Source organism: Cupriavidus sp. 05N38 (genome assembly GCF_056397345.1).
This window is the reverse complement of the sequence record NZ_JBFTNF010000040.1, coordinates 15331-39486: the sequence shown is the minus strand read 5'-3', so window position 1 is coordinate 39486 and position 24156 is coordinate 15331. Positions and strand designations below refer to the sequence as shown.

At 62.4% G+C, this 24156-nt stretch carries 17 protein-coding genes and 4 pseudogenes; 7 read left to right on the top strand and 14 right to left on the bottom strand.

What is annotated here, in order from left to right; translation table 11 throughout:
• The first annotated feature begins 78 nt into the window (after positions 1-78).
• The gene (locus AC1DK4_RS26015; RefSeq protein ID WP_441621679.1) at positions 79-1431 is read left to right on the top strand and encodes an epoxide hydrolase family protein; all 1353 of its coding nucleotides are present in this window, start codon (positions 79-81) and stop codon (positions 1429-1431) included.
• Positions 1432-2405: 974 nt separating this feature from the next.
• Here AC1DK4_RS26015 and AC1DK4_RS26010 read toward each other — a convergent pair.
• Positions 2406-2861 (bottom strand): annotated as a pseudogene (locus tag AC1DK4_RS26010) (DUF4158 domain-containing protein); the annotation flags it as partial.
• Between the two features lie 122 nt (positions 2862-2983).
• Here AC1DK4_RS26010 and AC1DK4_RS26005 point away from each other — a divergent pair.
• Positions 2984-3265, top strand: coding sequence for a DUF1275 family protein (locus AC1DK4_RS26005; protein ID WP_441621678.1), 282 nt, complete (start codon positions 2984-2986; stop codon positions 3263-3265).
• Between the two features lie 71 nt (positions 3266-3336).
• Here the strand turns inward: AC1DK4_RS26005 and AC1DK4_RS26000 are convergent, their stop codons facing one another.
• Positions 3337-4443, bottom strand: coding sequence for a porin (locus AC1DK4_RS26000; RefSeq protein WP_441621676.1), 1107 nt, complete (start codon positions 4441-4443; stop codon positions 3337-3339).
• Between the two features lie 180 nt (positions 4444-4623).
• Between AC1DK4_RS26000 and AC1DK4_RS25995 the strand changes: the two are divergent.
• Positions 4624-5073: pseudogene (locus AC1DK4_RS25995) on the top strand (response regulator transcription factor); the annotation flags it as partial.
• A gap of 57 nt (positions 5074-5130) precedes the next feature.
• On the opposite strand, the gene AC1DK4_RS25990 reads toward AC1DK4_RS25995, so the two are convergent.
• From AC1DK4_RS25990 to AC1DK4_RS25950, 9 genes and pseudogenes are all read right to left on the bottom strand, one after another.
• Positions 5131-5523 (bottom strand): response regulator transcription factor, encoded by a 393-nt coding sequence (locus tag AC1DK4_RS25990; RefSeq protein WP_441621675.1) that lies wholly within the window; start codon positions 5521-5523, stop codon positions 5131-5133.
• A 542-nt stretch (positions 5524-6065) separates the two neighbouring features.
• Entirely contained in the window at positions 6066-6173 is a 108-nt protein-coding gene (locus AC1DK4_RS25985; RefSeq protein WP_441621673.1) for a hypothetical protein, read from the bottom strand.
• Between the two features lie 46 nt (positions 6174-6219).
• A pseudogene (locus AC1DK4_RS25980) lies at positions 6220-6975 on the bottom strand (porin); the annotation flags it as partial.
• A gap of 4 nt (positions 6976-6979) precedes the next feature.
• Positions 6980-7273, bottom strand: a complete 294-nt coding sequence (locus AC1DK4_RS25975; protein WP_441621671.1) for a XapX domain-containing protein — start codon at positions 7271-7273, stop codon at positions 6980-6982.
• Between the two features lie 37 nt (positions 7274-7310).
• Positions 7311-8924, bottom strand: a complete 1614-nt coding sequence (locus AC1DK4_RS25970; RefSeq protein WP_441621669.1) for an MFS transporter — start codon at positions 8922-8924, stop codon at positions 7311-7313.
• Positions 8921-9355 (bottom strand): annotated as a pseudogene (locus AC1DK4_RS25965) (DoxX family protein). The gene AC1DK4_RS25970 and the pseudogene AC1DK4_RS25965 overlap by 4 nt, the downstream one beginning before the upstream one ends.
• 59 nt (positions 9356-9414) lie before the next feature.
• On the bottom strand, positions 9415-11361 hold the full coding sequence (locus AC1DK4_RS25960) for an amidohydrolase (protein WP_477131865.1): 1947 nt from the start codon (positions 11359-11361) through the stop codon (positions 9415-9417).
• Positions 11362-11367: 6 nt separating this feature from the next.
• Positions 11368-12357, bottom strand: a complete 990-nt coding sequence (locus AC1DK4_RS25955) for an alpha/beta fold hydrolase (RefSeq protein ID WP_441621666.1) — start codon at positions 12355-12357, stop codon at positions 11368-11370.
• A gap of 117 nt (positions 12358-12474) precedes the next feature.
• Positions 12475-13161: a hydrolase gene (locus AC1DK4_RS25950; RefSeq protein ID WP_441621664.1), complete on the bottom strand. Its 687-nt coding sequence runs from the start codon at positions 13159-13161 to the stop codon at positions 12475-12477.
• A gap of 523 nt (positions 13162-13684) precedes the next feature.
• On the opposite strand from AC1DK4_RS25950, the gene AC1DK4_RS25945 reads away from it, so the two are divergent.
• Positions 13685-14293 carry a response regulator transcription factor gene (locus AC1DK4_RS25945; protein WP_441621722.1) on the top strand — a complete coding sequence of 203 codons (609 nt, stop codon included), beginning with the start codon at positions 13685-13687 and terminating at the stop codon, positions 14291-14293.
• A 34-nt stretch (positions 14294-14327) separates the two neighbouring features.
• Here the strand turns inward: AC1DK4_RS25945 and AC1DK4_RS25940 are convergent, their stop codons facing one another.
• A complete protein-coding gene (locus AC1DK4_RS25940) occupies positions 14328-19835 on the bottom strand; it encodes a trifunctional serine/threonine-protein kinase/ATP-binding protein/sensor histidine kinase (protein WP_441621662.1) in 5508 nt (1835 codons plus the stop codon).
• A gap of 278 nt (positions 19836-20113) precedes the next feature.
• A complete protein-coding gene (locus AC1DK4_RS25935; RefSeq protein WP_441621720.1) occupies positions 20114-20929 on the bottom strand; it encodes an SLC13 family permease in 816 nt (271 codons plus the stop codon).
• Here AC1DK4_RS25935 and AC1DK4_RS25930 point away from each other — a divergent pair.
• The 3 genes from AC1DK4_RS25930 to AC1DK4_RS25920 all read left to right on the top strand — a co-directional run bounded on the left by AC1DK4_RS25930 (position 20923) and on the right by AC1DK4_RS25920 (position 23084).
• Positions 20923-21237, top strand: coding sequence for a hypothetical protein (locus AC1DK4_RS25930; protein WP_441621728.1), 315 nt, complete (start codon positions 20923-20925; stop codon positions 21235-21237). The genes AC1DK4_RS25935 and AC1DK4_RS25930 overlap by 7 nt on opposite strands.
• A gap of 212 nt (positions 21238-21449) precedes the next feature.
• Positions 21450-22502: a porin gene (locus AC1DK4_RS25925; RefSeq protein ID WP_441621660.1), complete on the top strand. Its 1053-nt coding sequence runs from the start codon at positions 21450-21452 to the stop codon at positions 22500-22502.
• 72 nt (positions 22503-22574) lie between these two features.
• Complete coding sequence (locus AC1DK4_RS25920; protein ID WP_441643522.1) at positions 22575-23084, top strand: GlcG/HbpS family heme-binding protein; 510 nt, start codon at positions 22575-22577, stop codon at positions 23082-23084.
• A 49-nt stretch (positions 23085-23133) separates the two neighbouring features.
• Here the strand turns inward: AC1DK4_RS25920 and AC1DK4_RS25915 are convergent, their stop codons facing one another.
• Complete coding sequence (locus tag AC1DK4_RS25915) at positions 23134-23913, bottom strand: alpha/beta fold hydrolase (RefSeq protein WP_441621657.1); 780 nt, start codon at positions 23911-23913, stop codon at positions 23134-23136.
• Between the last annotated feature and the right edge of the window lie 243 nt (positions 23914-24156).

The following is a 24156-nucleotide window of genomic DNA, read 5'->3' as shown; positions in this document are numbered from 1 at the left end:
ATATAAGCCTTCGTGAGGCTGCACACATCTGACTTGACTCGCAAGGCAACACACAGTTTAAGGCTGGAGACCGATCCCATGTCAAACAACGCTCCCATATCCTCATCGCGCCGGCACTTTGTCGGTACGGCCGTCGCAGCGACCGCCGCCGGCTCGCTGAGCCCGCTCGGCTTCGCAGGCACAAGCCTGGCATTCGGCAAGATCACGGAGCCTGCGATCGGCGACAAGACCGCGATTCGCCCGTTCCGCGTTCACGTCCCCGAATCGCAGCTCGTCGACATGCGGCGGCGCATCAAGGCCACGCGCTGGCCGGACCGTGAGACCGTGCCCGACGAATCGCAGGGCATTCAGCTCGCAACCATCCAAGGGCTCGCTCAATACTGGGCGACCGGCTATGACTGGCGCAAATGCGAAGCGCGACTGAATTCGTATCCGCAGTTCATGACCGAGATCGACGGGCTCGATATCCATTTCATCCATGTACGGTCGAAGCACGAAAACGCGATGCCGTTGATCGTGACGCACGGCTGGCCTGGATCAGTCATCGAACAGTTCAAGATCATTGATCCGCTCGTCAATCCGACCGCGTACGGCGCTCCGGCTTCAGATGCGTTCCATCTCGTGATTCCGTCCTTGCCTGGCTACGGATTCTCTGCCAGGCCCACCACGACTGGCTGGGGGCCGGAGCGCACCGCGCGCGCGTGGGTCGTGCTTATGAAGCGCCTTGGCTACGACAAATTTGCTTCGCAAGGCGGCGATCTCGGCGGCGTTCTGACCAACATCATGGCCATGCAGGCGCCACCTGAACTGATCGGCATACACGTGAACTTCCCTGCGTCCGTGCCGGCGGACATTCTCAAGTCGCTTGTCGCGGGCGATCCGACGCCCGCTGGCTTGTCGGATGAGGAAAAGCATGGGTATGAGCAATTGAGCGCAAACTTCAAGAGAAAGCGCGGATATGCACTCGAAATGGGTACGCGCCCGCAAACGCTATATGGACTCGCCGACTCGCCCGTCGCGCTGGCTTCCTGGCTCCTCGACCATGGCGACGGTTACGGCCAGCCCGCCGCGGCGTTGAGCGCGGCCGTGCTCGGTCATCCCGTCAACGGCCATTCCGCCGGCGCGCTGACGCGAGACGACCTGCTTGACGACATCACGCTATATTGGCTGACCAATACTGGCATCTCGGCAGCGCGTTTCTACTGGGAATCGCACTCGAACTTCTTCCTTGCAGCCGACGTCAACGTGCCGGCTGCCGTCAGCGCGTTTCCGGGGGAAAATTACCAGGCGCCGAGGAGCTGGACCGAAAAGGCCTATCACAACCTGATCTACTTCAATAAACCTGAAACAGGTGGGCACTTTGCGGCGTGGGAAGAACCGATGATTTTCGCGAGTGAAGTGCGCGCAGGATTAAGGCCCTTGCGGACATAAAGCGCGAAACGCTCCGATGCGCATGTATCGGAGCGCATGTCTTCTACGACAATGCGTGGAGCGCGGAATAGGCCCGCGGCATTCGGTAATCTACAGGCGGCTCCATACTGAACATCAACGACGGGTGAGAGGCCGCTATTTGTTCGAGGCAGACGCTTGAATGTCCGGTCCGGCGCTCAGACGAATGACGCCCGATGGCCGACAAGCGCCTGATCGACCCCGAGATCCGCGACGCCAGTGTCAGTCGGCAAGAGCTGCCCTTCGGCCTGGGGCAGCCTCTACGACTGCGTCTAATGCTCAAGCAGTCATTCGAAGGGGCAAGTGGGCCGCAGGCTCATGGGCGCCATGCACCGAAATCACCACAGCCCAACGCGCGCTCCGCTTGAACTGCGTGCCCCCTGTCATGGACAACGCTGCGAACTTCGCAAGAGCGCACAAATCCGCATAAGGCGGTCGAGGCGTCGCTTGCGCGATTCATCAAGGCTTCGACCAGCCCGACATCGTCCGGGCGTGCGCGTTACTGGCCGAAATGACGCCTGGCAGGAATGGGTTATGCGGGATCTGCTGGGGGCGCTAGGGGATTGCGCGGCGCGGCACCGGAAGACGGTCGACGCGTGGCAAGGCCCGCGACGATTGCTTAAGCCGTGAGAATATTGACTAGATGCTCCATTTTGCCTTCTGCTTGTGCAAACGCCTCAGCTTCCTCCGTGATCGATCTTCCCGCTCGAAAGACCGTCTGAACAATGCCAGCGAGTGTGTGGTGTTTCACCAGGACGAATCCCTGATGCTTCCCAGAGGACAGGAGCTGCGTATAGGCTTTTAAATCGTGATACCCCACGCGTTTCTGGCTCTCCATTGCGCCCCCGTTTCGACGAGGAGGAATCGTAACGTTGGGGCAGTGCTCAGTGCGGCCTTGGACTGCCGCCAATGCGAGCGGAGAGGTATTGCCTATAGGCGTATTCAACGTCAGCAACGATCTGACGCAGGACCAGCGCATCGATCGTCGCGTTGATGATATCTACCGGCTGGTCCATCGTTTCGGCGGCGTCGCGCGCAGCGCGGATAGTAACCTCGTTGGCAGCGGTGCCGAGGTAGGCCTGGATGCCAAGGAATTCTCGCACGGCCCTGTAGTGCCGGAACAAGGTCGGCGACACCTTCCGGTCGTAGCCAAACTTCGTACCTAGGCTCAGGCCGGCACTGATGCGCACCAACTCCGTCACGCTGGCAGGAATAGTGTCAAGGTCCGGGAAGTGGTGTAACTGCTGAAAGACCTTCAGGAGCACCAGCAGACCAAGTCGGGATTCTTGCCCGCGTGTGGACCGGGTTGCCCAGTCCAGCTCTTCCGCGCTTGGTGTGTAACAGGCCCGCAATTCCTTGAGGGAAAAGACCTTCGGGAAACGCGGGTAGGCGGTACGCTCGACGGTGGCCATACAGGATCTCGACAATCGCTGAAAGGCCGGCCAGCCTAGCTGGGTCAGGTGACAGTTTGCTGCTTATTTCCACAAGTAATTAGTATCGCTTCTTATATAACCAGAAGGATTATGATAGCGGCTTGGGCGTATCTTGGTCAGGGGCCGCTACCACGATCATGACCGGTAATACTACCCAGATCGTGATCGACCTGGTCGATTTGTCGTCGGCCGGGCCTGAGCAGGCAGGCGCGATCCACGTGCGCTTGCGCAAGATGTTGCCCGCTGTGGCGGGCTTTGCCGCCGGTGCGGTGCTGGGCGCGCTGGCGTTCGCTGCCGTCAGCTTCTGCTGTGTCCTGCTGCCGGTACTGCTGCTGGCGGCGCTATGCCGCCAGCGGTGGCAGGCCAGGCTGGTGCTGGCGTGAAAACCTGCGAGGCGGCGCGTTCAACCATGACGCGACCCTCGCCCCCTGATCAAGACTGACGGGCCAGCCTGCTAGAACTTGTGACGGATGCCAAGCACCGCACCGAACTGGTTTTCCGAGCCGGAAACCGTGCCGAAGCCGGTCCCCTGAATGGAGCCGGTGCCACCTGCGGTCAGGCCTAAATTCGAGCCATCCTTGTTCTTGGTGTAACCGAGGTTCAAGTAGGCATCGGTACGCTTGGACAGCGCGTAGTCAGCCGATGCCACGAAGCTCCACGGATCCGCCTTGGTGCCCCGGAAGTCCTGGAAGTAGGCAACGCCGGTCAGGGACAATGCCGGGATCAGCTGATAGCGCAGACCCAGCCAGTACAGATTAGAGACGTTGTTAGCGCCGAGATTACCCGGGAGCGTGGCGCCACCGAGCGCCTTGGCCCAACGATATCCGGCGTAGGCCTTGGCGGGGCCGATGGAGTACGAGCCGGCCAGGCCGGCGCGGCGGATTTCGGCCTCCGTCAGGGGACCGGTCGCGGCCGCGCCGGGATTGGTTGAGTCGTAGATGGCGCCGACAGCGAACGGACCCGCAGCGTAGGTCAGGCTGGCACTGTACTCGCGCCCGATCCTCGGGCTGCCAGGGACTTCACCAGAGGCGCCGGCGCCGGTGTTCGCGCCAAAGCTGTACAGCGCCTTGGCGGACAGGCCACTGAAGGTGCCGATGTACTTGACCGAGTTATCGGCACGGCTGCCGAAAGCGGCGTCCTGCCCCAGGATCGAGTAGTTGGTGCTGACGGCCATCGGGTCGAAGTCAACGTTGAAATCATGGAACGGCGTCTGATGCCGGCCCAGGGTCAGGGCGTTCCAATTGTTCTGCAGGCCAACATAGGCCTGGCGACCAAACAGGCGGCCTGCGAAGGATGACTTGCCGTCGTCCACCGTGAAGCCGTTTTCCAGCACGAAGACACCCTTCAGGCCACCTCCGAGGTCTTCCACGCCGCGCAGGCCCCAGCGGCTGCCTGCCAGGTTGCCGGAGGTCATGCGCGTCACGCCATGGTCGCCGCCGGGTTGGTGGTTTTGGTACTCGATGCCAACGTCAATCAGGCCATACAGTGTCACGCTGGACTGGGCATACGCACTACCGGCAGCCAAGACGGCGACGGTGGCTGCAAAGTGTTTCATCTCCATATCGCCTCTTTCCTTGTTAGCATATTGGGAAACCTCTCTACAGTGCTTGTCCTGGCGAAAACACTGCGCGCAGTGCCTTGGAATAATAGCCCGTTCCCGGCTGACATTGACGGATCTTGGGCGACTTCAGTGCATTCGCGCCAGGCCGTGAATTGAGCGGCGAGCTGTTTGCGATGGCGCATGACCGGCTACGGGGACATTCCGATGACGGTTGCTGCCATGAAGGCGGGAGCAGAACACTTTCTTTCCAAGCCGTTCCGTGAACAGGAACTGCTCGATGCCGTCACGGAGGCACTACAGAAGGAGGGCTCGCGACGTGAGCATTTGTGCCGACTGGCTGCAGCGCGCGACTGCTTTCGTTCCCTGACGCTGCGGGAGAGTGAGGTCATGGCGCATGCCACATCAGGTTTGACAAACAAGGAGATTGCCGCCGCCATGTGCATCAGCGTGGTGACTGTCAAAGTTCATCGATGCCAGGCAATGCGAAAAATGAGGGCTCGGAGTTTCGCTTATCTGGTGCTACTTGCGCAAACTCTCGGTCTCGTGCTGCTTCCCTCTAAGTCCGAAGCTGCTGAGCAGCCTGCTATCCGGCTGCGGCCTCGACAGCTTAGAACCGCAACCCGAGCGTAGGGACGGCATCGGGCGGCGTGCAGAGGACGAAGGTCATGTAAGGACTGCACGACACACTCACGATGGAGGAGTGTCCGTCTTGCGAGGACGCAACGCTTTTTCAATGCAGTGGATCATGTCCGTATCCTGGAAGGGCTTGTAAAGGACGCACGTCGCACCCAATGCCATGGCACGCTGATCGAATCCCTCATGCGCAAATGCAGTCATGAAAATGACAGGCATATCGAGATTGCGTGCGCGCAGGGCCTCTATCAAAGCGAAGCCGTCCATGCCGGGCATTTTCGCGTCTGTGATCACGCAGGACAGGCAAGGCAGCGAAGTGCACCGCAGTAGCTCTTGACCGCCTCCGAACAATTGCACGCCAAGATCGAGCGAACGCAGCAGCCCGCCCACGGCATTTCGGACAGCGACATCGTCGTCAACTATTGCGATCGTGGCGCGAGCTATCACACTGACTCCTTGTATACGCGTTGAGCGCTGGCAATGCTCTGCTGGAATAGTAACGCCAAACCGGTGCATACCCTATCATACGATGGTATTGCCGATTCCTCGGGTGCACGTCCCACGCTACGTTGCGATGAAGTCACGCTGGCCAGGAAAATCAGTCCCCCCGCGATAGTGAGCCGGCCAGCTATTCTGTCCGATTCATACCAAGGTATTACATACATGGTTGCTTCGAAATGGCACCGCATATTCAAAAGTCCTTGTGGGTGCGGGCGGCCCCGGGACCGTTTGATGATTGATGATTGATGGTAGATGGCGCTATTGGGATTGTCGATGCTGCTGTAGTAGCGGAGCAGCGTCGCGTCCTTAGCCTGCAGTCGGCCTGCTTGCCCGCAGTGACGCGTTATCTTGCTGAAATCGTCGAAGGCACGAGACTTGGCTTGGTGCCGCCAGCCGCTCGATCGCAGACCGCGGCAAGTGCCAGTCTTGCTGGTACCGACTCAAGTTCCCGCTGCCCTCCGGAGCAGGACAGCGGTGAATCGGTCAGCTTACTTTAGGCAGTTCACTGCACGCCGGATTCCTTCACCATAGGTCGGATCGGCCTTGGTGAAATTCTCAATCTGCACGCGCACGATCTCCTCGGGCACGCCCTGCATCGCCACCGCGATGTTCGCGAACAGCCGCTGCCTCTGGCCGTCGTCGAACACCTGCTTTGATTGCGTCGTCGTTGCGTCCGCTGGTCTGATAGTGCTGGTGGATTTCATAGGCGAGCGTCAGGTTCAGGTTGCCGTGGTCATAGGCGGTGGCAAAGGAATACAGCGCCGGATTGCGCGGCACCGTTGTTTTCTCTTCCGGCAATCCCCAGGCGATGGCGCCGCTCAAGCCGTGCCACGTCGGCGACTGGTAGTACAACGAGTTCTTCTGCCGTCGATCAAATGAGCTGGTGTTCTGGACATTGTCGCTGGTAGAGGCAGCGCCATTGCCTATCAGCGCCATGTAACCCGCAGTGGTGGGGTAACGGGTCGTAGCTCTTGGTCGCACTTGTGTATGGTGTGTCCCAGTTGCCCATGAATAGGGTGCCGTACGGGCTCTGAAGGCCGAGCCGGGTATCTCGCGCGGCGATTTGCCCCGTGCCGTTGTCAATCGACAGGGCGCTTTCGATTTGCCAGATCGCCTTGATCCCGTTGGCCAACTGTTCCTCGCCCCGTAAGCCGAACACAGAGCGGTTATTCGTGAGCCGCGCCGTATTGCCCAATCTGGTGCCGTCGGTTGCGGTGGTCACGGTCACATACTCGATCGCCGTGTTCAGCCGGCCATAGATCGCGACGTTGTTGTCCGCCACGGCAGAGGTGCCGCGGCCGCGGCCAAAGACGCAGCCAGGGCCACGTGAATGCGCCGGGGCGCGATTGCGTTAGTGCGGCTGGCAGGTGCTTCGGGCTGCTTTCGGGAGCGGCTCATGCTGTTATTGGTTCCCTTCCTTGCTACGCGCGGGGAGGGATGCCGACGGTTCAACGGCCGTGTCCGCTTTGGGCGGTGTACCCGTAATCTTCGGGACGCATTCGCCGCGGAACCATGCAATGGTGACGGGCTCGCCGGCCAGCATGCGCTTGACCGGYGGCACAACCTGCTCGCCAATCAGCATGCCCAGCAGCCCGATCAAAGCAATTGCGGGCGGCGCAGGCGAGCGGACCTGCATCAGTGCATAGATAATGCCGACCAGGATGCCGGCGCCAAGGGAGATGAGATAGAGTTTCATATGTGACAAGGTTGGAGAGGGGGAAATCGGTGCGACGTCACGCCGGCGGCAAGCCCAGGCCGAGCAGGTGTCTCACGTGGGGCGGCTCGACGCCCACGTGGAAGCTGGCCAAGTCGCGCTGCACATCGGCATCGGCGTGCGGTACGCGCTCGTGCTGGCGCAGGTGCTCGGCCCACGACTCGACCAGGAACCACTCGGTCAGCAGTTCGGGGTTGGCCGGATCTTCCATCACGCCCCAGCTGAACGCGCCGTCACGCAAACGCTCTTCCGACAGCTTGTGCACCGCATGCAGAAACGCATCGCGGTTGGCGGGCGGGATGCAGTATTCGATCAGGATCATCACCGGACCACGGTCGTGCGCGATCTCGCCGGCCATCTCCGGTTCGGGCCAGTGACGTGCGGGACCGAGGTCTTCTTCGCCGCGCGGCAGCCGCATGCGGTGCAGGATCAGCGCGGTAACGACCAGCCCCGCCGCGGCGATCAGCAGCGCATGCGGTGTGCCCAGTGCCTGCGCCACAAAGCCCCAGACCAGGCTGCCACCTGCCAGCGCGCCGTTGAACACCATCTGGTAGACCGCCAGCGCGCGGCCGCGCACCCAGTTCGGCAGGATCGCCTGCGCCGCGCCGCCGAGCGTGGTCAGCGCCATGATCCACGCGGCGCCAAGCAGCAATAGCAGCGGCAATGCCAGCCATATGGGTGGTGCGCTCGACAGAGCCGCCATGACGACCGCCGTGACGATCGCGGACAATAGCACCATGCCATCTGCATCGAGCCGCTGCTGCAGCCTGGACATCGTCAGCGCGCCAAGGATCGCGCCAGCGCCCACTGCGCCCAGCAACACGCCATAGAGGCCGGCACCGCCATGCAGCAGCTGACGGGCTACCAGCGGCAACAACGCCCATACGCCGCTGCCGAAGGCAAAATGCACGGCAGCGCGCGCCAATACTACGTGCAGCTTGCTGTGCGCGCGTGTGAAGCGTAAGCCTGCTCGGAAAGCGCTGAAGAAGTGTTCGCGCAGCGGATCGCTTGGCTTTTCGGGACGCTTCCACCAGATCAGCGCAGCGATGACGAACACATAGCTGAGCAGGTCTGCGCTATACGTGGCAGCCGCGCCGAATGCCGCGAGCAGCAGACCCCCGGTAGCCGGTCCAATCGCACGGGCGACGTTCACGCCCAGCGAGTTCAGCGCCACGGCCTGTCGCAGCGTGCTCGGCGGCACGAGTTCGGGCACGATCGACTGCCACGTCGGCCCCATCATCGCCGCACCCACACCGCCGACGAACGCCAGCCCAATCAGGATTTCGATTGTCAGCGCCTGGCGCCACGCCAGCAGCATCAGCGTGCCACTGACCATGGCCAGTCCGATCTGGATCACGATCAGGAAGCGGCGCCGGTCGAGGATGTCGGAGAGCACACCGGCCGGAATCGCTAGCAGGAATACTGGCAGCGTGGCAGCCGCCTGGATCGTGGCGACCGCCGCCGGTGAAGTGGAAAGATCGGTTGCCAGCCATGCGCTGGCCACATCGCGCATGAAGCTGCCAATGTTACCGAGGATCGTGGCCACCCACAGTACCGCAAACGTGGGTTGGGCCAGCGGGGCAAACGTGCCCCCCGATGCAGGCCTGGCTGCCGAGGTGGCAGATTGCGTCATGGTTGTCTCCGCGTGCGAAGGTCATCCCACGCCACGAGCAGGAACCCACCCACCAGGCCCAGATGTTCGAAGAACGCGTTAGCCATCATGAACTACGCCTCGGGCGGTGCGCTCCAAAACCGGTTGGCCAGGAACGTGGCCATCAGCGTGAACGCCGCCAGCGCCAGTGCGCCTAGCCAGCGCCAGAAGCCGGTCAGGATCATTGCCGACGCACCAAGCTCCAGCGCAATCGTCGCCGCAGCCAGCGGCACGGCGGGCGACAGGCCGAAGCGCTGCATCTCTGTCACTGCGCTGGAGAAGTCAAACAGCTTGACCAGCCCGCCTTGCAGGTACGCCGCGCAAAGCAGCAGCAGGGCGATCCAGCGCACCCAGCGCGGCAGCAGGTGGGAGGAATTGCCGGCTGCCACCAGCGGAGAAGACGAGGAATGCATGGCGGGTCTCCGGTTTCAATACGGTACGGATTGCGAGATGCGTTAGCGGCCGGGAACGTTCAGAACGCCCAGCACGAGCAGCCCAGCGCCCCCCAGAAGCTGCTTTCGTCCGACGTCGGCACGCTCGATGTCCAGGCCTTGGCGTGAGCATGACCATGCACGCCGCACGAGCTGGCGCAGCCACAGGCGGTGTTCATCGCGAGCTGCTTTGCCTTGGCCGTCGGGCGCGGCTGGTACTGGCTGCCATGACGGGCCGGAGACCAGTCCGGCATCGCCGGCGGAATGTCCGGCGAGTGCTTGCCGAATTCGTTGTCGCCATAGACCACCTTGCCGCCCAGCACCGTCATCACAGACGTGATGTCCTGGATGTCGTCGCCCGGCACGGCGAAGTAGTCGGCCGACAGCACGGCCAGGTCGGCCAGCTGGCCCACCTTGATCTGGCCCTTCTTGCCCACTTCAGATGAGAACCAGGTGTTGGCCTCGGTCCACAGGCGCAGCGCCGTTTCGCGATCGAGCAGGTTGGCCTGTGGATACATCGACATGCCGCCGACGGTCTTGCCCGTGGTCAGCCAGTACAGCGAGACCCACGGGTTGTACGAGGCCACGCGTGTGGCGTCGGTGCCGGCGCCGACTTTCACGCCTCTTTCCAGCATCTTCTTGACCGGCGGCGTGGCTTCGGCAGCGCGTGCGCCATAGCGCTCGACAAAGTACTCGCCCTGGTAGGCCATGCGGTGCTGCACCGCGATGCCGCCACCGAGCGCGGCGATGCGGTCGATATTGCGGTCGGAAATCGTCTCGGCGTGGTCGAAGAACCAGTTCAGGCCGTTGAACGGGATGTCTTTGGCTACCTTCTCATAGACATCCAGCGCACGGGAGATGGTCTGGTCGTAGGTGGCATGCAGCCGCCACGGCCAGCGCTTCTCCGCCAGCAGGCGGATCACCGGCTCCAGATCGGCTTCCATCGACGGCGCCATGTCGGGGCGCTCGACGCGGAAGTCCTCGAAGTCCGCCGCCGTGTAGACCAGCATTTCACCGGCGCCGTTGTGGCGATAGAGGTCATCGCCCTGGCCGGGCTGCACCGTCGACGTCCACGTCTTGAAGTCGCTGAGTTCTTCCTTCGGCTTCTGCGTGAACAGGTTGTACGCCAGCCRCACCGTGAGCTGCCCGTCCTTGTGCAGCTCCTCGATGATGTTGTAGTCCTCGGGGTAGTTCTGGTAGCCGCCGCCGGCGTCGATCACGCCGGTCACGCCCAGGCGGTTCACCTCTCGCATGAAGTGGCGCGTGGAGTTCTTCTGGTATTCGGGCGGCAGCTTCGGCCCCTTGGCGAGCGTCGCATACAGAATCGTCGCGTTCGGCTTGGCCAGCAGCAGGCCGGTGGGATTGCCAGCCTTGTCGTGCACGATCTCGCCGCCCGGCGGATTTGGCGTGTCCTTGGTATAGCCCACCGCGCGCAGCGCCGCGCCGTTCAGGATCGCGCGGTCATACAGGTGCAGGATGAACACCGGCGTGTCGGGCGCTACCGCGTTCAGTTCCTCGATGGTCGGCAGGCGCTTTTCTGCGAACTGGTGCTCGGTAAAGCCGCCCACCACGCGCACCCATTGCGGGGCGGGCGTGCGGGCGACCTGGTCCCTGAGCATGCGCATGGCGTCCGCCAGCGAGCGCACGCCGTCCCAACGCAGCTCCATGTTGTAGTTCAGGCCGCCGCGGATGATGTGCATGTGGCTGTCGATCAGCCCGGGGATGGCCCGCCGGCCGTTTAGGTCGACAACCTTCGTCTGCGCCCCGGCCAGTTTCATGATGTCCTGTCGCGTGCCGACGCCGACGAAGCGGCCATCGCGCATGGCCACGGCGTCGGCCTGCGGGTTGGTACGGTCGAGCGTGGCGAACTTGCCGTTGACGAGGATGAGGTCGGGAGTCGGGGTCGGTGACATGGCGAGTAGCTCCGAAGAGGCTGCCGCACCGAGGGCGGCAGCCGAGGCGATGAAGTGCCGGCGGGTAATGGACATCTCGGCTTATGCGTTCAGGAAGGCCAGCAGGTCAGCATTGACCTGGTCGGCGTTGATCACGCACATGCCGTGCGACGCACCCGGATATACCTTGAGCGTGGCGTTCTTGACGATCTTGGCCGACAGGCGGCCCGAATTGCCGATAGGTACGATCTGGTCGTCGTCACCGTGCAGGATCAGCGTCGGCACGGTGATTTTCTTCAGGTCCTCGGTGTAGTCCACTTCCGAGAACTCCTTGATGCAGGCGTACTGGCCCAGGAGGCCACCGGCCATGCCCTGCGCCCAGAACGCATCGATGGTGCCTTGCGAAACCTTGGCGCCGGGCCGGTTGAAACCGAAGAACGGCACGGCCAGGTCCTTGTAGAATTGCGAGCGGTTTTCCGCCACGCCCTTGCGGATGCCGTCGAACACCTCCATCGGCAGGCCGTTCGGATTGGCCGCGGTCTTGAGCATGATAGGCGGCACCGCGCCGATCAGCACCGCCTTGGCCACGCGCTTCGTGCCATGACGGCCGATGTAGTGCGCCACCTCGCCGCCGCCGGTGGAGTGACCGACCAGCGTTGCGCCCTTGATGTCGAGGGCGTCCAGCAGCGCGGCCAGGTCGTCGGCGTAGGTGTCCATGTCATTGCCCTGCGCGGGCTGGTCCGAACGGCCATGGCCGCGCCGGTCATGGGCGATCACCCGAAAGCCCTTCTGCACGAGGAACAGCATCTGGGCGTCCCAGGCGTCGGCATGGAGCGGCCAGCCGTGGGAGAACACCACCGGGCGGCCCGTGCCCCAGTCCTTGTAGAAGATGCGCGTGCCGTCTTTGGTCGTGACGTAGTGGTCCTGCTTTGTGGCGCGGCTGCTGGCTGGCGCGGCTTCCGCGGCCGTGGGCGTTAGTGCGACAATCGAAGCCACTGATGCGGCCGCGGCGCCAACGGTGCTGCCTACCAGCAGTTGCCGGCGCGATGCATCGATGTTGTGACCTGGGTCCTGGGTGTGTTCTTTTTGCATGATCAGGGCTAGCCGAAAGTTGGCACGAAATCCTGGATGAATGAGATCGCTGGTTGCATCGGCCTATGCGCGGAAATCGTGCGTAGGCCGATGACTGTCTTTTTCTTGATCAGCTGTTTAGCGTGCGGGCACCGGGGCGATGGCTTCATGCGCCGTGGCCGTGCGCTGGGCGGCCTTGTGGACCATCGTGTACGCGTAGTCGACACCCATGCCGTAGGCGCCCGAGTGTTCCTTCACCAGCTTCATTACGGCGTCATACGTGTCGCGGTGGGCCCAGTCGCGCTGCCATTCGAGCAGCACCTGCTGCCAGGTCACCGGCACCACGCCGGCCTGGGCCATGCGCTGCATCGCATAATCGTGGGCTTCCTTGCTTGTGCCTCCCGAAGCGTCGGCGACCATGTAGATCTCGTAGTTGCCTTCGAGCATGGCGCACAGCGCGAAGGTGGTGTTGCAGACCTCAGTCCACAGGCCGGCCACGATCACCTTGTTGCGGCCGTTGGCCTTCAACGCATCGCGCACCTTCTGGTCGTCCCACGAGTTCATAGAGGTGCGCTCCAGCGTCTTCTGGTCCGGAAACACGTCGAGCAGTTCCGGATAGGTGAAGCCCGAGAACGACTCGCTCTCGACGGTGGTGATCGTCGTCGGGATATTGAAGATCTTGGCCGCCTTGGCCAGGCCGACGACGTTGTTCTTCATCGCCTGGCGGTCCATCGACTGGACGCCGAAAGCCATCTGCGGTTGATGGTCGATGAAGATCAGCTGGCTGTTCTGCGGGGTGAGGACTTCAAGCTTGGGATTGGACATTGCGTGCTCCTGTTGGGGGCGAGAGTAGGGCTGCCGCGGCACCAGCCGCCGCGACAGAGCCGCGTCGGGGCGGCTAGGCATAAGGGCCGCGACTGGCGTTTGTATCCGGATCGCAACCTGACGCAAGAATAGTCGGCGCTGTCGGCCATGGCCATTGTCGATTCGTATTAGTCGTGCGCGCCTTGGTTTCATCGCGACACCGCTAGGCCGTGCCACAGCAAACGGGAATAGCTTCCCCGGCCCTTGCGGCGTGAGGAGACATAGGGCTGTGTGCGACTCTGATGTGTTGCACCCTGCATACTGGCTGGCTGGCTGGGGCTGGCTCCGAGAGCCACGCCGAACTAACCCCATGGTATAAGTATTCAGGATCTCGGCAATGTGATGTAATACAAAGTTTTGCGGGGATCATGCCAAATTGGCGTGAGTGGGCCTGCCCAGACCCGCGCACCGATGAGTGCACTGGAGATTGACTGTGACAATCAACAGCTTCGTAACCGCGGACACCAGTGCGAGTGATGAAGCGATGGTGCTAATCGTTGATGACGACGCGATGCTTCGCGGCGCGTTGGAGAACCTCTTCCGATCAGTCGGGATGCGCGTCGCACTGTTCGCATCCGCTGCCGAACTGCTAGCATTCGAGTTCCCGGACGCGCCCACTTGCCTTCTGCTCGATGTCAGGCTCCGCGGGCAGAGTGGCCTGGACCTACAGACTCGGCTGTCCCAAATGGGCATCCAAGTCCCAATCATTTTTATGACTGGTTACGGCGACATCCCCATGACCGTTGCCGCTATGAAGGCTGGTGCTGAGGATTTTTTGGCGAAGCCATTCCGCGAGCAGGTCCTGCTCGATGCCGTGGCGGCCGCCTTGCAAAAGGATCAGCATCGCCGCCATGGCATGCGTAAGCTGGATGAACTGCGAGCCAGCTACCAGGGCCTGACGCCGCGTGAGGCCGAGGTCATGCGCATGGTGGTGACCGGTCTGCTGAACAAGCAGATCGCCAGCGAGCTAAGTATCAGCGAGGTCACCGTGAAAATTCATCGCGGCCAGGCCATGCGCAAGATGAAGGCGCGCACCTTTGCCGAGCTTGTATTGATGGCACAGCAGCTCGGCATTTGCGAGTCGCTGCTTTGAGTCCCTGTAGCCGCCCGCCGTCGGCGGGCGGCATCTAGTCTTGAGGCGGCAGGGTGAACTGAAACACGGCCCCGCAAGGCGCGTTGGGGCTGGCCCACAGCCGCCCTCCATGTGCCTCGACGATCAACCGGCAGATCGCCAGGCCCATGCCCAGACCTTCGGCCTTGGTAGTAAAGAACGTCTGGAAAACCCGCTCCGGATCTTCCGGCTCCAGTCCGATGCCAGCATCCTGAACGGCAACCAGCACAGCGCCGGATGCGTCGAGGCTTGACCGAATCAGCAATTCCCGCGGCCGCTCTGCCACCTCTTTCATTGCCTCGATGCTATTCATCATCAGGTTCAGGAGCACCTGCTGCAACTGCACCCGGTCACCCACAACCGGCGGCAGGTCCGGCGCCAGCTCCGTCCGGAGCAGGACTTGATGGCGGCTTACCTCTCCCCGGATGAGGCCAATCGTRTCTTCGATAAGGGTGTTCATGTCAAGGTGCACCGTGACGGCGGCCGTCTTCTTAAGCAGCGCACGCATTCCTCCAATCACTGCGCCAGCCCGATGGCCATCCTGAACGACGCGCCCCAACGTCTCTCGCACCTCGGCGAGATCGGGCGGCTGGCGAGCGAGCCAGCGCAGGGCCGCATTGGCGTTGGCGACGATGGCGGTCAACGGCTGGTTGACCTCGTGAGCGATCGAGGCGGTCAGCGCGTTCAACGTCGTCACGCGGGTAACGTGTGCCAGTTCGGCCTGTGCCTGGTGCAGTGCCTCCTCGGCGCGCTTGCGCTCGGTTAGATCAAGTATGTAGGAGACACCTTGGTCCCCACCCTCTTCGAATGTCGCGCACCCTAGCAGGACGGGCACGCGGCTTCCATCCTTGCGGAAGAACTCTTTTTCGAACGGCGGCAAGGTCCCGTTGATCCGAAGGTCCTGGAGCAACCGTGCGTCACGCTCGCGCCAGTCCGGGGGCGTCAGGTCCGTCCAGCGCAAGGGGGCTGAGGCGAGGTCCTCGCGGTCGTAGCCCAGCATGCGGAGGAACGCGTCATTGGCCTCGAGGATTCGGCCGTCCAGGTGCCAGATACAGATCCCGATGATGTTGGCCTCAACCAGGCGCTGGATCTTCGCTTCGCGTTGTGCGAGATCCCGATACAAACAAGTAATCTCCAGGGCGATCGCGGCCTGCGAGGCGAGCATCTTCAGCACGGCGGTTCGGCTCGGCGCGAAGACGCGTGGTGAGAGGTTGTTCTCGAGGTAAAGCACCCCGATGAGCTTGGCCTGTGTGAGCAGTGGCAGGCAGAGAATCGATCGGGCATGATGCTGCAGAATGTACGGATCGGCGGAAAATGGGTTCTGTGTCGCGGCATTGTCGAGAATAATGTTCTCGCCGGTGCGCAAGACATAGTGGAGCATCGATACCGGCAGCGCAGTCGCAGTCACGCTCTCGTCGCGGAGCTGCACCGTGACAATATCGCCACCGGTCGTAGCCTCTGCTGCGATGCGCTGATCGGCCCCTCGGGGCAGGATCAGCAGTCCCCGTTCCGCGCCGGCCTGTTCAATCGCGGTGCGCATGAGGGTGTCGAGTAATTTGTCCAGGACGATCTCGCCGGACACAGCTTGCGACACCGCAATCACGGTGGCGAGGTCCAGGTGTTCGACTGGCGCCCCGATCGTCGTCGTCGGTGCGGGTGCTCGCTCTTCCCCCCAGAGGTGCGGATACAACGCATCGAGTTGCCGCACCTTACCGCCGGCGCCCCAGCGGAGATAGCCATGGCGGGCATCCTGCAAATACACGCGGGCAATCTTTTCAAAGCCACGCGCAGCATAGAATCGCGCGGCCAACTCGTTGGCGAGTGCCTGGTTATGGATGAAATCATTGTCCTGTGCAGAGCGGATGGCCTGCTCGTAGAGGCCCATTGCATCAACTTCGCGCCCATCGAGGCGGGCGATTTCCGCGCCAACCAGTGCGGCTCTGTTCTCGAAATTCTCTGGACAATGCTCGGACCAGATAAGGAGCTGGCGATGATGTACGGCCAATGCCTCCAGGTGCTGGGTCCGTTCTGGCGCGGCGGCCGTGCTGCAGCATGCGGCCCGCGCCAACGCTGCGTAGAAGTGGTATTCCGCCTGCTCGAAGAACGATGGCGATGTCCAGAGGAGACTTTCTGCCCTGTCCGCCGCCGTTATGGCGGCTGCGTGGTCGTCGGCGAGGAGGCGTGCCTGCAGTTTTCGGATCCAGTACCAGCAGGTGGCGAGGGCGGGGCCCGGAGCCTCATCCAGATACCGCTCAAACTGTTCCTCGTTGAAATCATCATCATCGAAGACGCCGAAGATCGGGGTCAGGCCGCGCAGAGTTCGCGCTAGCTGGAGCTGGGGGGTAACCCGGTCGACGGCGAGACCGAACCTCGCCCGGCGCGCGAAGCCGATCGCGGCCTCGGCTTCGTTCTGCACCTCGGCAAGCGGATCGCCGCAGGCGAGCAACTGCGTAATGAGGTTGTTGCGCGCGAAGGACGCATAGGTAAGGTCACCAAGCTTGCTGGCCACGTCGAAAGCGCGCCGCACCAGGCTGCGCGAGGCACGGATGGGTTGCGTCCATTGCATCACGTGGCCGCCGAAAGCCTGGTAGACGCGGGCCCTGAAGCGGTCCAGCCCGCGCTGCTCGACCAGGTTCAGGCCGAGCTGGCCGAAGCGGAATGCCGCCTTGTAGTCGCCGGACCGAGGCCCCAGGAGCATGCCGAGCCAGGTATAGGCGAGGCACGACGCGTCGCTGTTGCCATGCTCGAGGCTGAGGTTTGCCATCCGTCCGATGATGAGGGAGCCCAGGTTCACGTCGGTGTACCAGGCCGGCAGCATTAGCGCGGTCAGGACATCCATTGTCTCGCACGCGACCGCATTGGTCATCATCGGCAGGTCGAGCAGCGCCTCGATCGGGCGGTCGCCAAGTTGCCGCCACATCCGATCGTATTCCTGCAGAACCTCCTCATCTGTCGGGTGTGCCGAACACTGGACGCCGGCCCGGTACAGGCTGTCGAGGCCCACCTCGACGGCGCGCTCGCGCTGGCCGAGGGCCAGAAACAGCTCCAGCCGCAGCTGGGTGATGGAGGCCAGATCGGGGAGGCTGGCGGGACGGCACGCAAGCTCGGCCAGGCGCGCGTCCGCCGCGGCCGACGCGCCGGTCAGAAATTCGCATTCGGCGAGATGGAACTCGAGCGCGAAAGCAAACTTTGGCCGGTGCTTCCAGGCGTCCCCCTGCACGAACGCTGCACCGGCGGTGAGATAGGTTAGCGCCGAGGCGTAGGCCGTGGACGCTTTGGCGCGCTGGCCGGCGAGCAGATTCAGCTCAGCCACTTGCTCCCGCTCCTCGGCCGCGGTGATAAGGTCGGCGCCACGGTTGAGCTGGCCGACGATCTCGAAGACACGCTCAGCTATTGCCTCGGGCGGCGTGCCCGCAGCGAGCTGTCTGCCAATAGCGAGGTGCGCTGCCGGCCGCGCGCCTTCAGGAATCAGGGCGTAGGCCGCCTCCTGGATACGATCGTGCAGGAATCGGTAGATATTTCCCAAACGCAACACAAGTCCGGCGCGTACCGCCGGCCACAGGGCCGCGTCCAGCTCCGCCTCGCTGGCATCCTGGACCATGGTCAGGATGGCGATCGGCGCGTCATTACCGAGACACGCCAACTGCGTCAGGGCGTTACGGGTCGCCGCGGGAAGGCGTCTCAGCTTGGCGAGCATGAGATCGACCACATTGTCGGTGAAGCCCTTCGCCCGAATCTGCTCAAGGTCCCAGGACCAGCGCGCGCCACGATGATCGAAAACGAGCAGCCCCTCTTCGCTCAGGGCGGTGAGGAACTGGATAGCGAAAAATGGGTTACCGCCAGTCTTCTCCTGCACCAGGCGGGCCAGAGGTGCGGCGTCCCCAGTTGCGCAATGCAAGGCATCGACGATGAGTCTGCTTACATCGTCGAACCCAAGGGGGCAAAGTGCAATGTCATTTACCCGCCCCCCGGCCTGGCGGATTGCCGACAATCGCAGTAGCAACGGATGTCCAGGCTTGACTTCATCATTCCGATAGGCTCCGATAAGCAGCACGTGGCGTACCTCCGGCTGGGTCGCCAGATACTCGAGCAGATCAAGTGTTGCCGCATCCAGCCACTGCAGGTCGTCGAGAAAGAGTGCCAGCGGACGCGCGGGTTGAGCAAAGACGGCAAGCAGGCGCTGGAAAACCATCTGGAATCGGAGCTGTTCGTCGCGCGGCGGCAGCTCCGGAACCGGCGCCTGCGGCCCCAGAATCAGCCCGAGCCCGGGTATGAGCGGCACCATGAGGCCGCCATTCGGGCCCAGCGCCTCCGCCAGTGCGGCGCGCCAGGGCGCCAAGTCGGCCTCGCTCTTGCCCAGTAGTGGGCGGACCAGATTCTGGAAAGCCTGTGCCAGCGTCGCATACGGGATGTCTCGCTTGTACTGATCGAACTTGCCCGAGGCAAAGAGACCATTCCTGAGAGCCAGTGCGCTGCGCAACGCAAGCACGGCCGAGGTCTTCCCGATACCGGCGTAGCCGGAGACCAGCACAATCTCTGACGTGCCCTGGGTCACCACCCTATCGAAGGCTGCGAGCAAGGTCTCAATCTCGCGCTTCCGTCCATAGAGCCGCTCCGGAATCAATGGGCGATCAGGCAGGTCGTGCTCGCCGAGCGGGAAGGTGTCAATGCTTCCCCGGTTTTCCCATGTGGCCAAACTGCGCCGTAGATCGGCCTCCAGCCCCGCTGCGGTCTGGTAGCGCTCCTCCGCCGTCTTGGAAAGCAGCTTCATCACCATGGCGGAAAGCAATGGCGGGATCGACGGTACCCGTTCCGCCGGCGGGGTTGGCTGTCGGGCGAGATGGCTGTGCAACAGGTCCATCGGGTCGTCGGTGGTGAACGGTAGCACGCCCGTGAGCATTTGATAGAGCGTGACGCCGAGCGAGTAGAGGTCACTCCGCGCGTCGATTGGCCGGTTCATGCGTCCGGTCTGCTCGGGGGCCATGTAGGCCAGCGTGCCGGCGATCTCTTCCGGTGGCGCCAGTGCCTGGCGCTCGCGCGACTGGCGCGAGGCAATGCCGAAGCCCGTGAGCCGCGCCTCGATAGCGGCATCGTTCACCAGTATATGGGCCGGCTTGATGTCCTTGTGTATAAGACCCCGCTGGTGGACCTGGTCCAGGGCCGTGGTGATGCTGATGGCCAGGCGCAAGAAACGGCCTACCTCCATGGGGGCGCCCAGTAGCCCGGCAAGCGGCTCGCCGCCGGGGTCCTCAAGCAGCAAAACAGTCCGACCATGTTCCCGCACAAGCTCTAGCGGCCGCACCGCCCAACTGCCGTCCAGCGCGCCCTTCAAGTCGTATTCGTGTGCGAGGCGAGCGAGGCTAGAGGGCAGCGGGTGCTCGGCCGCGGGCCACACAGCCAGCACAGCCTTCGGCTCGCCATCTGGGCCGAGTCGCGAGCCTCGACCGACAACGCGATCGCCGTCCTCCCATGCGACCTGGAAGCCGACGCCAGTCTCAGTACCGAAAGAAAATAATGAGTTCATCTGCCCTGTTCCACTCTCAAATCGGTAACTGCCATTGCTGTCTCTGGACCGGATCCGTCGAACAAATGTTTCTGCTACTGTCGTACGGGTGAGCTGGTCTTGGTGGGCGATTTTGCCACGGGCTATGCCTTCATGCTTCGCGCGCGCATCTCGCATCACATTTTCTATTGCAAGGGCCGCACTCGCGTCCCTTGCGACGGCTTTACAGGCTCTTGGGTTGCTCGCGCAACGTTTCGAGCGAGAACACGATCAACAGACCGCCCTTGGGTTACCCCGTTTTATCGGACACCCATTAGCGGGACGGTGTCAAGTGAGCAAAGGACACCCGCGTCTGCTTGAGCGACCGATTTTGAATTCGAGTATCCGAATGCAGTGGCCCGAACTCGTCCGTTAATGAACAGGATGCCGGACAGCGAACTGACCAAGGCAAGGAGCGGTCCAGCCAGCTCGTGCTGCGCCAGCGGTAGTAGCAGCATCACGGCCGGCACATTCGATACGAGGTTCGACAGAAAAAAGGTGGCCCCGAATAGCGGTGCAAGCCGGTCGAGGTGAAGACCGGCAGCGGCGAGGTCGTTGATGACGGCGGCGGTGACGCCGGATTGCTGTAGCGCATGATTGACCACGAAGAGCGCCATGAACAGGATCAGGAGCTCCCAGTCGACGAGGCCAAGCGTCCGAGTGGAATGCATTTTGCGGTTCATCAACAACACGCCCGCGCCGATGAGCGCCACGTGCTCGCGCGGCCAAAGCCCGACAAGGAACGCCACGAGTAGCACTGCCGCAACTGCGAGTCCCTTGGTAGTCTGCCAGCGGTCCAGCGGCACTTCGTCGGCACGCCGTGCCGCCTCATCAAACGTGCCCGCAGCGCTTGCGGGAGCCGACCTGCGACCCTTTACCTGCCAAGTAATCAATGCCCAAGTTGCCAAAAGTCCGAAGGTGACTGGCACCATCGCCTCGCCAACATAGGCGAAAAACGGCATGTGCAACGTCTGGCCGATCAGCATGTTCTGTGGGTTCCCGATCAATGTGGCGGCGGAGCCAATATTGGAGGCACAGGCAAGCTGGTTAGGCGGGTCAACCCCGTTGGATGGAATTGGAGCGCCAGGGTGCCCACACGCGGATCGATGTGGATGACATCGTCGATGCGCATCTGAGGGCGCAGGACGGCGACGCGTACGCGCAGCGCCACGCCGACCGCGAATCGCAGACGCTGCGGGCCGGACAGGGTCCGCCGCAGGTGTATGCCGCTCACGTCGGTAATAGTCAAGGTCACGAGGGTGATCTTGCCCGGATGGCGAGCCTCGTTCACATCGGCGCCGAACTTGCCCGCATCTTTCGGTTGGCTGTCCAGCACAGTGATGCTGGCTGGCCCGTCGAGATTTTTTCCCCGTCGCGACTCTGAACGGCTGTCCAAATCCGGCTTTCAAGCCTGCGGTTCCCCATTGGCTTAACGCGCCTGGCAATGACTTGAGCCGATGTCGCATTCTGCACACCCTTCCAATTGACGGGACGATTGGGTTATTACCCGCCGAGCATCAACTCATACCCTTGCTTCACCGGTAAAAGGCCGGAAGGAACCATATCGTCAATCAGGACGGAGCAGGAGGAGAGCGCATGAAGAGGATGGGAGCACTCTGGGTAATGGCGGTTGCAGCGGTACCTGGCATCGCGGCAGCAGAATCGGGGGTAACCCTGTATGGTGTAGCCGATCAGTACATGGAGTACGTCAATACCGGTGCGAGCCATGTTGCGCGCGTGGAAGACGGCGGCCTGTATCAGTCGCGCTGGGGCCTGCGTGGCAAAGAGGAACTGGGGAAGGGCGTATCCGCGGTCTTCACGCTGGAGACCGGCCTCGCACTTGACAGCGGCACAGCGCAGCAAGGTGGTCGTCTGTTCGGGCGCCAGGCCTGGGTCGGTCTGAGCAGCAACGAATGGGGCGCGGTGACACTCGGCCGCCAGAACACGCCGATCTACTACATCGAGGGGCAGGCATCGGCCTTCGGCTTCTCGCCATATGGTCCCTTGGGACGCCTGCAGAATAGCGGTCCTGCTGGCAGTAGCTTGACCGCACGTGCCGACAACTCTATCCGGTACGAGAGCCCGGAGCTTGGCGGGCTGCAGGGGAGCGCCATCTACTCGTTCGGCGCTGAACGGACCGACGCCCCACGTGATGCCGACACGTTGGCGGCCGGCAGCCTTACCTATTCGCGCGGTCCCCTGTGGCTGGGCGTCGCATACGAACGCACCTACAGCATTAGTGCCGTGGCGGGTGCCGATCGGGACGAGCGCGCACTTGGCGCCACCTATGAATTTCCCTTGGTGAAGCTGTTTGCGAACGTGCGCCAAGCTACGCGTTGGGTACCTGGGCAATCTACCCTCAAGGACCGCGGATTCCATATTGGCGCCACCATTCCTGTGGGCGGAGCTGGCCTGGTGCTGCTGGCGTATGGCTTTCAAGAATCGGTGGGCACACCGAATCGTGGGCAGCAGGCCTCGATCGGCTACCAGTACGCCATGTCGAAGCGCACTACGCTCTATGCCAACGCAAGCAAGATCTGGAATACGAATCTTGCAAACTACACGTTCTCCAACATCCCGAACGGGGTCACTGCGACCAGCGTGAGCGATCCGCGCGGGGTCATGATGGGCATGCGGCACCTCTTCTGATCCAGGCCGTCAGGCCGGCACTGGCGCCGGCCTGATACGGTGCCTCGAAGAGACATCAATCATAGGAAAATCATGAAGCTTCCCGGTATCGCCTTGGTCTTGGGCATGCACTTTATCTGCGCGTCGGTCGCGTCTGCGGCAGACACGACACAGTTGCAGACCCTTAGCGCGGACGCAGCGGTTCGGCTTACGGATGCCGCCAGTCGCTTTGCCAAGGACCGAAAACTAGCTGTCAGCATTGTCATAGTCGACGCTTCCGGCCATTTTCTAAGCGGCGTAAGAATGGACGGGGCGCCGTTTGCGACGTTTGATGTCGCACGCGGCAAGGCAATCGCTTCAGCAGCGACTGGTGGAGTGTCTGGAGCCGAGCTTGTAAAACGATATCAGGCAAACCCCATCGTTTTCGGCCAGATGAGCTCCCTTGTGTATGGCGGACCGGTCTTCCCGTCGCAAGGGTCCCTGGGTGTATATGTTGAAGGCCGGTTTGTCGGCGCAATCGGAGTCAGCGGCGGGCCCTCGGATGCGGACGAAGAGGTCGGGCGCCGCGGCTTGGCAGCAATCGGTGCCACCGAGGCCCCCTGATCTGATAGCCTGCCCCGAGCAACTCGGGGCACGTGACATATTGCGTCAGTTACAGGCCGTGGCGCTGGATCAGGAATCGCTCGATCCGCGTAGCAAGGTCCACTGGGGCTTCATCCATCGGATAGTGTCCGGCGTTTTGTATGACATCGATGGTCAGATCGCGAAACGCCTTCCCGTACGTCTGTGCCATGACATCAGTGGTCAGCGACGGGTCATGCTCACCCACCAGCAACAGCGTTGGGATGCTGGTGCCCGCAATGTCTGCAGAGAGATCGGTGTCCGCCCAGGCCCGGAAATAAGCGGCAAAGGCGTTGACATCGGCATGCCGCGTTGAAGCGCGGGCCATCCTGTCCACCCAGTATCGGCTCAGACGATCGCCGGTCGAATGGTTGAGGACAGCGGCTCGTGCTTCCAGTTCGTTCGCGGCGCGCTCGAACAGGGCGCGTGTCGGCGCGTCGAACGGTGTCGGTGTCGGCGGCACCGGAGCAATGCCAACCATAGCTTGGACCCGGGTGGGGGCCAGCAAGGCGACGCCTTGCATGGCCTTGCCTCCCATGGAATGACCGATCAGCGAAAAGCGATGCCAACCCAGCTCGTCGCCCAAGTTCAACACGTCCGTGGCGATCTCCTGCAAGTCAAACCTGCCCAACATGTTCTGCCGGGTCCCATAGCCTCTGTAGTCGATGAAGGCGTAGGTGAATCGCTCGACGTCGAGTACATCTACCAGGGGCCCCCAGCCTCGTGCATGACCGAACCACCCATGCAGGGCGATAACATGGTTTGGGCCGTGGCCGATGGAGACCACATCTTTTTTCTCGGTGTGAAGCATTACGTTTCCTCCCCTTATCGATGGGCGTCCATATTGCATGACGGCCGGCGTCACCAGCGATCCGCCTGCAAGTTCTCGGACCATCCGGTAAGAACCTGTCCATGCGGCATGCGGCAGTGGCCGGCGGATGTATCGGAGCCGCAGAACGGAGGACGTTTTGGTAAACGGCTCCCCAAATTGGGAAGCGACTTCTGCTCGAATCAGTAGAGTACGAATCGGGCAAACGCAGCCGCCCACGTACAG